This window comes from Streptomyces sp. CO7, assembly GCF_053474865.1.
The window spans coordinates 380,209-388,119 of record NZ_JBRIOU010000002.1; the positions used below are offsets into that span (position 1 = coordinate 380,209).

General features: G+C 75.6%; 8 protein-coding genes. 6 read left to right on the plus strand and 2 right to left on the minus strand.

Annotation, left to right across the window (positions count from 1 at the left end):
* Positions 1 to 169 precede the first annotated feature (169 nt).
* The 5 genes from ACOV8S_RS03645 to ACOV8S_RS03665 all read left to right on the plus strand — a co-directional run bounded on the left by ACOV8S_RS03645 (position 170) and on the right by ACOV8S_RS03665 (position 5,218).
* On the plus strand, positions 170 to 1,078 hold the full coding sequence (locus ACOV8S_RS03645; RefSeq protein ID WP_448316068.1) for an SDR family oxidoreductase: 909 nt from the start codon (positions 170 to 172) through the stop codon (positions 1,076 to 1,078).
* 140 nt (positions 1,079 to 1,218) lie between these two features.
* Positions 1,219 to 1,719 (plus strand): SRPBCC family protein, encoded by a 501-nt coding sequence (locus ACOV8S_RS03650; protein WP_448316069.1) that lies wholly within the window; start codon positions 1,219 to 1,221, stop codon positions 1,717 to 1,719.
* A 10-nt stretch (positions 1,720 to 1,729) separates the two neighbouring features.
* Positions 1,730 to 3,379, plus strand: coding sequence for a phytoene desaturase family protein (locus tag ACOV8S_RS03655; RefSeq protein ID WP_448316070.1), 1,650 nt, complete (start codon positions 1,730 to 1,732; stop codon positions 3,377 to 3,379).
* Between the two features lie 115 nt (positions 3,380 to 3,494).
* Positions 3,495 to 4,493: a dihydroxyacetone kinase subunit DhaK gene (locus tag ACOV8S_RS03660; RefSeq protein ID WP_448316071.1), complete on the plus strand. Its 999-nt coding sequence runs from the start codon at positions 3,495 to 3,497 to the stop codon at positions 4,491 to 4,493.
* Positions 4,494 to 4,528: 35 nt separating this feature from the next.
* On the plus strand, positions 4,529 to 5,218 hold the full coding sequence (locus ACOV8S_RS03665; protein WP_448316072.1) for a DAK2 domain-containing protein: 690 nt from the start codon (positions 4,529 to 4,531) through the stop codon (positions 5,216 to 5,218).
* A gap of 47 nt (positions 5,219 to 5,265) precedes the next feature.
* Here the strand turns inward: ACOV8S_RS03665 and ACOV8S_RS03670 are convergent, their stop codons facing one another.
* A complete protein-coding gene (locus tag ACOV8S_RS03670; RefSeq protein WP_448316073.1) occupies positions 5,266 to 5,421 on the minus strand; it encodes a hypothetical protein in 156 nt (51 codons plus the stop codon).
* Positions 5,422 to 5,728: 307 nt separating this feature from the next.
* On the opposite strand from ACOV8S_RS03670, the gene ACOV8S_RS03675 reads away from it, so the two are divergent.
* Positions 5,729 to 6,787, plus strand: coding sequence for a LacI family DNA-binding transcriptional regulator (locus ACOV8S_RS03675; protein ID WP_448316074.1), 1,059 nt, complete (start codon positions 5,729 to 5,731; stop codon positions 6,785 to 6,787).
* Between the two features lie 104 nt (positions 6,788 to 6,891).
* Here the strand turns inward: ACOV8S_RS03675 and ACOV8S_RS03680 are convergent.
* The coding region (locus ACOV8S_RS03680) for a cryptochrome/photolyase family protein (RefSeq protein ID WP_448316075.1) at positions 6,892 to 7,911 on the minus strand (1,020 nt) is incomplete at its 5' end.

Genomic DNA, 7,911 nt, shown 5'->3' on the forward strand with positions numbered 1-7,911 from the left:
GCCCGACGGCGGGTCACGCCGGCGGGCGCGCCCTGCGCACCGGTGGGCGGGTCCCGTGCCGTCCGCCGGTGCCCGGGCCGACCGGTCGGCCTCGCCGCCCGCGCGAGTAACCCGTCGCCGTCTGGGGACCCGTGCGGCGGAGGCGAGGCCCGTGGGACGGTTCACGCAGGTGAGAAAGCAGACGTCCGCAGGACGCCGGCCGCTGGAGGGCCGGGTCGTGGTGGTGACCGGAGCCGCCCGGGGAGTGGGGGCCGCGCTGGCGCGGGACCTCGCCGGGCGCGGGGCCGTGATCGCCCTGCTGGGCCACGGACAGGCCCGCCTGGAGAACGTGGCGGCGCAACTGCCCACCCGGTCCCTGCCCGTGGCGGTGGACGTCACCGACGATGAAGCCATGGCCCAGGCCGCCCGCACGGTGCGCGAGACGCTCGGACCGCCCTCCGCGGTGGTGGCGAACGCGGGGATCGCCGAGGGCGGCCCCTTCGTCGACTCCGACCCCGCGCTGTGGCGGCGCGTCATCGACGTCAACCTCACCGGGAGCGCGATCACCGCACGGGTGTTCCTGCCCGACCTGCTGCGCACCCACGGGTACTTCCTGCAGGTCGCCTCGCTGGCCTCGTTCGGCTCCGCGCCCATGATGAGCGCGTACTGCGCCTCCAAGGCGGGCGTGGAGGCCTTCGCCCACTCGCTGCGCGCGGAGATGGCGCACCGGAAGGTGGGCGTGGGCATCGGCTACCTGAACTGGACCGACACCGACATGATCCGGGACGGCGACAAGCACCCCGTGCTGCGGGAATTGCGCGGTCACATGCCGCCGCCGGCCCGGCGGATCTACCCGGTCACCACCGTCGCCCGGCGGCTCGGCGACGCGGTGGAGAGGCGCCGCGCCACCACCTACATCCCCGTCTGGCTGCGCGCCGTCCAGGGGATCCGCGCGGCGATGCCCGCCGTGGTGACCGCGGTGGCCCGGCGCGAACTGCCCCGGCTGGAGGCCGAGGGACCGCTCGAGGCCACCGGTCCGCTGGGCGCGGGCGGCGCCGCCGACCGGGCGGCCCACCCGGCCTCACCCCGGCCCACCTGAGCCCGCCCGGACACCCGACCGCTGGGCTTCCGTCACCGGCGAAGGGCGAACGCCCGGGGTTCGGTCCGGCCGCGACGGGGCACCCGGCCCGCGACCTTCGGCGGCGAGGCGCCGACCGGGACGCGGACGCGGGAGACGGCATGGCCAAACGGCACCGGTTGATCAAGGCGACGCCCGAGGCGGTCTGGGAGGTCCTCGCGGACGGCGAGCGCTACGCGGACTGGGTGGTCGGCACCGCGCGCTCGGAGCCCGTGCGCGGCACCTGGCCCGAGGTGGGCGCGGCGATCGCCTACGAGGTCCGCCTCGGCCCCCTGCGGCTGCACAACGAGACCGTGGTGCGCCGCTGCGTCCCCGGCCGGGAGCTGGAACTCGAGGCCAAGGCGGGTCCGCTCGGCACCGCCCGGATCGCGCTGGACGTCCGGTCCTGGGGCGACGACACCCTGGTCGTGGTCGACGAGCATCCGCTGCGCGGAGCCGGCGGGATGATCCACAACGTGGGCGTGGAGGCGCTGATCCAGCTGCGGCACCGCGAGATGCTGCGGCGCCTGGAGGAGGTCTGCGAGGAGGCGAGCCGCCCGGCCGGGGCCGACGGACGGCGCGGACAGGCCGGGGGCGGCAGCCCCGCGCCTGCCGGAGCCTGAGGAGACGGACATGCCCGATGCCGTGGTGATCGGCGCCGGCCCCAACGGGCTGGTCGCGGCCAACATGCTGGCCGACGCCGGCTGGAGCGTCGTCGTCCTGGAGGAGCAGCCCGAGCCGGGCGGGGCGGTGCGGCACGACCGGGGCGTCGACCCCGACTTCGTGCACGACCTGTTCAGCGCGTTCTATCCGCTGGCCGCCGCCTCGCCGATCGTGGAAGGGCTGCGGCTCGACCGGTACGGGCTGCGCTGGCGGCAGGCGCCCCGGGTGGTGGCGCACCCGCTGACCGACGGACGGTGCGCCGTCCTCGGCCGCACCCTCGGCCAGACCGTCACCTCGCTGGAGGGTTTCGCGGAGGGCGACGGCGAGTCCTGGCGCGAGCTGCACCGGATCTGGGACCGGCTGCGCCCCGACCTGCTCGACGCGCTGTTCACCCCCTTCCCGCCGGTCAAGGCGGGTGCCCGGCTCGCCATGAAGCTGCGCGGCACCGGCGGCCTGCGGCTGGCCCGCAGCCTGGTGCTGCCGGTGCGGCGGCTGGGGGAGGAGGAGTTCCGTGAGGAGGGCGGCCGGCTGCTGCTGGCCGGCAACGCCCTGCACGCCGACCTGCCGCCCGAGGCGGCGGGCAGCGGCGGCTTCGGCTGGCTGATGGCCATGCTCGGCCAGACCTACGGCTTCCCCGTGCCCGAGGGCGGCGCCGGGCAGCTGACGGCCGCGCTGGTGCGGCGGCTGGAGGAACGAGGCGGCGCCGTGCGGTGCGGACAGCGCGTCGTCGAGGTGGTGGTCCGGCAGGGCACCGCGGTCGCGGTGCGCACCGCGAGCGGGGACACCGTCGACGCGCGGCGGGCGGTCCTCGCCGACGTCTCCGTGCCGGCCCTCTACGGCGAACTCGTCGCCCCCGAGCACCTGCCCGCCCAGCTCCTGGACGACCTCAAGCGGTTCCAGTGGGACTTCGGCACCGTCAAGGTCGACTGGGCCCTCGACGGCCCCGTCCCCTGGTCGTCGCCGGAGGCGGGCCTGGCCGGCACGGTGCACCTCGCGGACGGGATGGACGAGCTCACCCGGTTCGCCGCGCAGCTCGCCATGGGCCGGATCCCCGACCGTCCGTTCTGCATCTTCGGCCAGATGACCACCGCCGACCCCACCCGCTCCCCGGCCGGCACCGAGTCGGCGTGGGCGTACACCCACGTGCCGCACGACGTACGGGGCGACGCCGGGGACGAGGGCATCACCGGCGCCTGGGACGACGACGAGGCCCGGCGGATGGCCGACCGGATGGAACGCCAGGTGGAGCGCTTCGCGCCCGGCTTCCGCGACCGGATCCGGGCCCGCCGCATCCTCTCCCCGCCGACCCTGCAGGCGATGGACGCCAACCTGCGCGACGGCGCCATCAACGGCGGCACCACCGCCATGCACCAGCAGTTGTTCTTCCGCCCCCTCCCCGGCACGGGCCGCCCGGAGACAGCCGTACGCCGCCTGTACCTGGCGTCCGCCGCCGCCCATCCCGGCGGCGGCGTGCACGGCGCACCCGGGGCCAACGCCGCCCGCGCCGCGCTGCACGGACGCCTGCCCGGCGGCCTCCCGGGCAGCATGGCCCGCGTCCAGCGGCTGCTGACCCGGCGGGACCGCACGGGGGAGCCGAAGCCGGTGCCGGACGAGTGGTGAAGCCGCCCGCCCGGCATGGGCGCGGCCGTGTCCGGGCAGGCTCGCCGCTACGAATCCGTTCGGTCGCGGGTGGCGGCGAACCACCGCGGGCGGACCGCGAGGAGGGAGACCCCCGATGGCCGCGTACTTCGGCAACGCCGCCGAGGACCTGGTGCCCGACGGCCTGGCCGGCTTCGCCCGGGCCCACGCGTCGCTGCTGACCCACGACACGGAACACGGCTACCTGCTGGCCCGCAACACCGCGCCCGGACGCCGGGTCGGGCTGCTCTCCGGCGGCGGCTCGGGCCACGAACCCCTGCACGCCGGGTTCGTCGGACGCGGCATGCTCGACGCGGCCGTCCCCGGCCGGATCTTCGCCTCCCCGCACAACCGCTCCCTGTACGAGGCGTCCGTGGCGGCCGCCCGCGAGGACGGTGTCCTGCACATCGTCAAGAACTACACCGGCGACCGGATCAACTTCGGCATCGCCGCCGAGCGCCTGGCCCACCGCGGCATCCCGTGCGCCCGGGTGCTGGTCGACGACGACCTCGCCTCCGACTCCGAGGACATCCGCGCCGGGCGGCGCGGCACCGGCGGCACCGTGCTGGTCGAGAAAATTCTCGGCGCGGCAGCCGACGGCGGCCTCGGCCTGGACGAACTCGCCGAGCTGGGCCACGACCTGGTGGCCCGCTGCCGCACCCTCGCGGTCGCCTCGCGCGCCCACACCGCACCCGGCACCGACCACCCCGCCTTCGACCTCGACCCCGGACAACTGGAGTTCGGCGTCGGCATCCACGGCGAGCGGGCCGACCGGGCCCGCGTCCACGGCCCCTCGCGCGAACTGGTCGCCGAGATGACCGGCGCACTGCTCGAGGCGCTCGCCCCGTCACCGGGCGACCCGGTGATCGCCCTGGTCAACGGCCTGGGCTCGGTGACGCCGCTGGAGCTGTACGGCGTCTTCGGGGAGCTGGGCCGGCTGCTGGACGACCGGAGGCTGGTCCTCGCGCGCTCCCTGGTCGGCGACTACGTGACGGCGCTGGACATGCGGGGGTTCTCGGTCACGCTGATGGTGGCCGACCCCCTGGTGCTCGAGCGGTTCGACGCCCCCGTGCGGACCGCCGCGCTCGCCTGGTGACCAGTGACCTTTCCCCGGATCGTCGGAGGCCCACGATGACCACGCACACCGTCCCGTTCGACGGCGCCTTCACCGACGGGTGGATGCGCCGCTTCGCCGAGTCCGCGCGGGCCGCCGAGCCCGAACTGACCGCACTGGACCAGCAGTCCGGCGACGGCGACTTCGGCGTCAACCTCAACGCCGGCACCCGGGCCGCGCTGCTCCGGCTCGACGCCCTCGACCCCGGCGCCGGGGAACTTCCGGCCGCGGCGCCGCTGGACGCCGCGGCCACCGCCTTCCTCGACGAGGTCGGCGGCACCAGCGGCCCCCTGTTCGGCCTGCTCCTGCAGTCGCTCGCCACGGCGGCGGCCGCCGAGGCCCCGTTGCTGACGACACCTGCCCTGGCCGAGGGCATCGCCGAGGGCCTCGCCGCCATCCGCCGGGTCGGCGAGGCGGAACCGGGCGACAAGACGCTGGTCGACGCGCTCCACCCGGCCGCCGGGACGCTCGCCGCCGCCGACGGCGCGACCCCGCCGGACGTGGCCCTGCGGCACGCCGCCGAGGCCGCCTGGCAGGGCGTACGGGACACCGCGGGGCTCCGGGCCCGACTGGGCCGCGCCGCCTACCTGCGGGAACGCGCCACCGACGTGCCCGACCCGGGCGCCGTCGGCGTCGCGCTGTTCCTCACCTCCGCGGGCAGCACGGTCACCACGCTGACGCCGTACCTGTCACCGGCGGTGAGCTGAACGCCCGCTCGGGCGTGACGACGCAGCACGTGGTGACGGAACGCGGGTCAGAAGTAGTGCTTGCGTCCGCCCACCCCGTGACCCAGCGCGCCCGCGATCCACAGCACCGCACCGATGACCACGAGGATGATGCCGATCGTCCAGAGCACCGACAGGCCGGCGATGGCGCCGATGATCAGCAGAATGACTCCGAGGAGGATCATGATCGCCTCCAGTGAGGAAGTAGTACCGATTCCAGTGTGCTCCCACGGCGACGCGAACGCAGGGCGGGCGGACAGGCGATGCGGTGCGTCACCGGGCAGGTGCGGAAGGTCCCCGTGACAGCGTCGCACGGCGCGGCGGCCGGCCGCGGGCGCGGCGTGCGAGTCGGACAGATGACGGGCCTGTTGACGTCGGATGACAGGTGTCACGGTCCGTGCCCGAGTGGCCCGGAGCGGGCTCGGCGGCGGTTAGTGTGATCACTGCCGGCCGAGGCTTCGACCGGTGGGGTTCGCGTGAGGGAGTGGTGAGGTGACGACCGACCGGAGTGCCGCGGGGCGGCCCACGCTGGAAGCCGTCGCCCGCAGGGCGGGGGTCTCGCGGTCCACCGTCTCCCGGGTGATCAACGGACAGCCGGCGGTGAGCCCGGACGCCGTGCGGCGGGTGCGCGAGGTGGTGCGCGAGCTTGGTTACGTGCCCAACCAGAACGCCCGGAGCCTGGTGACCCGGCGCAGCGACACGGTCGCCGTGGTGATCACCGAGCCGCAGCACCGGCTCTTCGTCGACCCGTACTTCTCCCTGCAGCAGCACGGCATCCGGCGGGAGCTCGTCGAACGGGGCTCGTACCCGGTGCTGCTCTTCATCGAGGAGCCGGAGGACTACGCGCGGGTCGAGGACTTCCTCAGCCGCGGACACGTCGACGGGGCGCTGCTGCTCTCGCTGCGCGCCGACGACCCGCTGCCCGACATGACCGATCGGCTCGCGCTGCCCGCCGTGTGCGTCGGGCGACGGCCGCTCACCGGCCGGGCCGAGCGGTCGGACCGCTACCTGTACGTCAACTCGGACAACCGCGGCGGAGCGCGCGAGGCGGTCCGGCACCTGGTGGGGCTCGGCCGCCGTGCCGTCGCGACGATCACCGGGGCGATGGAGCAGACCGCGGCGGTGGACCGGCTGCGCGGCTACCGCGACGTGCTGCCCGACGCGGCGCCGGAGATGGTGGTCGAGGGCGACTTCACCGAGGCGGGCGGCGCGGCCGCGATGCGCCGGCTGCTCGAGCGGAACCCCGAGGTGGACGCGGTGTTCGTGGCCTCCGACCTGATGGCGGCCGGGGCGCTGCGGGTGCTGAGGGAGCGCGGGCGCAGGGTGCCCGAGGACGTCGCCGTGGTGGGGTTCGACGACATCCCCGCGATCGCCGAGGCCGCGGATCCGCCGCTGACGACGGTGAACCAGGACGCCGAGGAGCTGGGGCGGCTGATGGCCCGCACCCTCCTCGACCACATCGCGGACTGCGCCGCGGGCGAGGCCGCCGACCGGGCCCCTCTCACCCCCGTCATCATGCCCACCCGACTCGTCCTCCGCGCCTCCGCCTGACCCCGCGGCGCGGACGCGCCGCCCCTGCGACGGCACCGTACGCACGGGACCCGCACCGCGGCGTGCGGCCCCTCAGCGGGGGCCTCGCGCTGTACGGGCCAGGGTCAGCCGTCGGACCGGTCCCGCCCTCGGGCGTGGCGGAACCGGGCCAGCCCGTCCGCGAGGTCGACCAGCGGCGGGGGATACCCGAGAGCCACCCGTTCCTCCTCCGGAAGCCGCCACGGCTCGTGCACGAACCGGTCCGCGACGTCCCGCAACTCCGGCACCCACCGCCGCACATACGCCCCGCGCGGATCGAAACGCTTCCCCTGGACCACCGGGTTCAGCACCCGGTGCGGCCGGGTGTCCGTCCCCGTGCCGGCCACCCACTGCCAGTTCAGCTGGTTGTTGACGATGTCCCCGTCCACCAGCAGGTCGAGGAAGTGCCGCGCGCCGATCCGCCAGTCCACGTACAGCGTCTTGGTCAGGAAACCGGCCGCCAGCAGCCGTCCCCGGTTGTGCATCCACCCCTCGTGGGCCAGCTGCCGCATCGCCGCGTCCACCATCGGATACCCGGTGCGCCCCTCCCGCCACGCGGTGATCTCCTCGTGCGCCACCTCCTCCCCGCGCCAGTGGTCGTCCCGGGTGCGGTAGTCCCGCACGGACGCGTCGGGCCGGGCCGCCAGCACCTGGTGGTGGAAGTCCCGCCAGCACAACTGCCGCACGAACGCCTCCGCCCCCGCGCCCCCGTGCTCACGGGCCCGCCGGACCAGCTCCACCGGCGACAGGGCGCCGAAGTGCAGGTACGGCGACAGCCGGGAGGTCGCGTCGCCCGCCAGGTCGTCCTGCCCCTCGTCGTAGGCGTCGATCCCGGCCCCCAGCCAGTCGTCCAGCCGCTCGCGCCCCGCGCTCTCCCCGCCGGGGAGCAGCCCCGGTGAAACCCCGTCCCGCCCGTCCCGGGACGGCAGTGCCTCCCCGCGCGCCGCCTCGGGCACCCGCACGGCACGCGGCGCCGGGAGCGGGTCGCGCAGCCGCTCCTGGGACCAGCGGCGGAAGTACGGTGAGAACACCGCGAAGTGGTCGGCCTTCGCCGGGGTGACCGCCCCCGGCGTCACGGCGGTGATCACCGCGTCGTGCGTCCGCAC

Bases quoted from the DNA above. Each gene is read 5' to 3' on its own strand.
- ACOV8S_RS03650 (WP_448316069.1), top strand. From the start codon at position 1,219: ATGGCCAAACGGCACCGGTTGATCAAGGCGACGCCCGAGGCGGTCTGG.
- ACOV8S_RS03655 (WP_448316070.1), top strand. From the start codon at position 1,730: ATGCCCGATGCCGTGGTGATCGGCGCCGGCCCCAACGGGCTGGTCGCG.
- ACOV8S_RS03660 (WP_448316071.1), top strand. From the start codon at position 3,495: ATGGCCGCGTACTTCGGCAACGCCGCCGAGGACCTGGTGCCCGACGGC.
- ACOV8S_RS03665 (WP_448316072.1), top strand. From the start codon at position 4,529: ATGACCACGCACACCGTCCCGTTCGACGGCGCCTTCACCGACGGGTGG.
- ACOV8S_RS03670 (WP_448316073.1), bottom strand. From the start codon at position 5,421: ATGATCCTCCTCGGAGTCATTCTGCTGATCATCGGCGCCATCGCCGGC.